The 1,090-nt window shown below is 68.4% G+C and carries 1 protein-coding gene; it reads right to left on the bottom strand.

Annotated features, from left to right (window positions below; all coding sequences use genetic code 11):
- Nucleotides 1–7: 7 nt before the first annotated feature.
- On the bottom strand, nt 8–1,090 hold a 1,083-nt coding region (locus tag ACIRG6_RS37700; RefSeq protein WP_403326633.1), incomplete at its 5' end, for a glutathione-independent formaldehyde dehydrogenase.

Raw genomic sequence — 1,090 nt, 5'->3', positions numbered from 1 at the left:
GGTTCTCTTACCGCTTGTGGCCGTTGCCGTGTCCGTCGGGGTGCAGGACCACTTTGGTCCAGCCCTCGTCACGGGCGTCGAAGTGCTCGTAGGCGGTGGGGGCCTCGTCCAGGCTGAGTTCGTGGGAGACGACGAAGCTCGGCTGTGCCTTCTCGCCGGCGATCAGGTCCCGCAGCGCCCGGTTGTACCTCTTCACCGGCGCCTGCCCGGTCCCCATGTGCTGGCCCTTGAACCACATCATGCCGAAGTCGATCGCGATCTTGCCCTGCGCCTCCAGCTCGCCCTGGGCCTCCTTGCCGCCGGGGTCCTGGGGCAGGAACACCCCCACCACGCCGATGTCGCCCGTGAACCTGACCGAGTCGATCAGACCGTTGAGCGTGAGACCGGCGTCCTCGTGTCCCTCGGGGTCGTGCGCCTGGTAGCCGACGCATTCACAGCCGTTGTCGGCGCCCAGACCGAGGGTGGCCTCCTTGACGGTCTCCGCCGGGTTCTGCCCGGCGGTGTTGATCGGGATGGCCCCGATCTCCTCCGCCTTGCGCAGCCGGTCGGGCTGGTGGTCGGCCACCCAGACACGGCCGGCGCCCTTGAGGAGGGCGGAGTAGGCGGCCATCAGCCCGACGGGACCGGCCCCGAAGACGATGGTCTGGTCACCCGGTTTGACGTGGGCCATCTCGGTGGCGTGATAGCCGGTGGGGAAGATGTCGGCGAGCATCACGTAGTCGGTCTGCCGCTCGGCGGCGTCCTCGCCCAGACGCAGCGCGTTGAAGTCGCCGTAGGGCACGCGCAGCAGTTCCGCCTGGCCGCCCTGGTAGGGGCCCATGTCGGCGAACCCGAAGGCGGCTCCGGCGAGAGCCGGTTCCGGCTGCATGGTCAGGCAGTAGTTGGTCAGCCCCCGCTCGCACTGCTTGCAGAAGCCGCAGGCGATGTTGAAGGGCAGGACCACGTACTCGCCGACCTGGACCTTGCGCACGGCCGAGCCGACCTCCACGACCTGGCCCATGTTCTCGTGTCCCAGGGTGCGGCCGGACTCGAACGAGGTGCGGCCCTCGTACATGTGCAGGTCCGAACCGCAGATATTGGTGGTGGTGAT

Source organism: Streptomyces flaveolus (genome assembly GCF_044765825.1).
In the GTDB taxonomy this organism is placed as follows: domain Bacteria; phylum Actinomycetota; class Actinomycetes; order Streptomycetales; family Streptomycetaceae; genus Streptomyces; species Streptomyces flaveolus.
The sequence above is the reverse complement of the archived record's forward strand: the minus strand, read 5'-3'. Positions and strand labels throughout refer to the sequence as shown.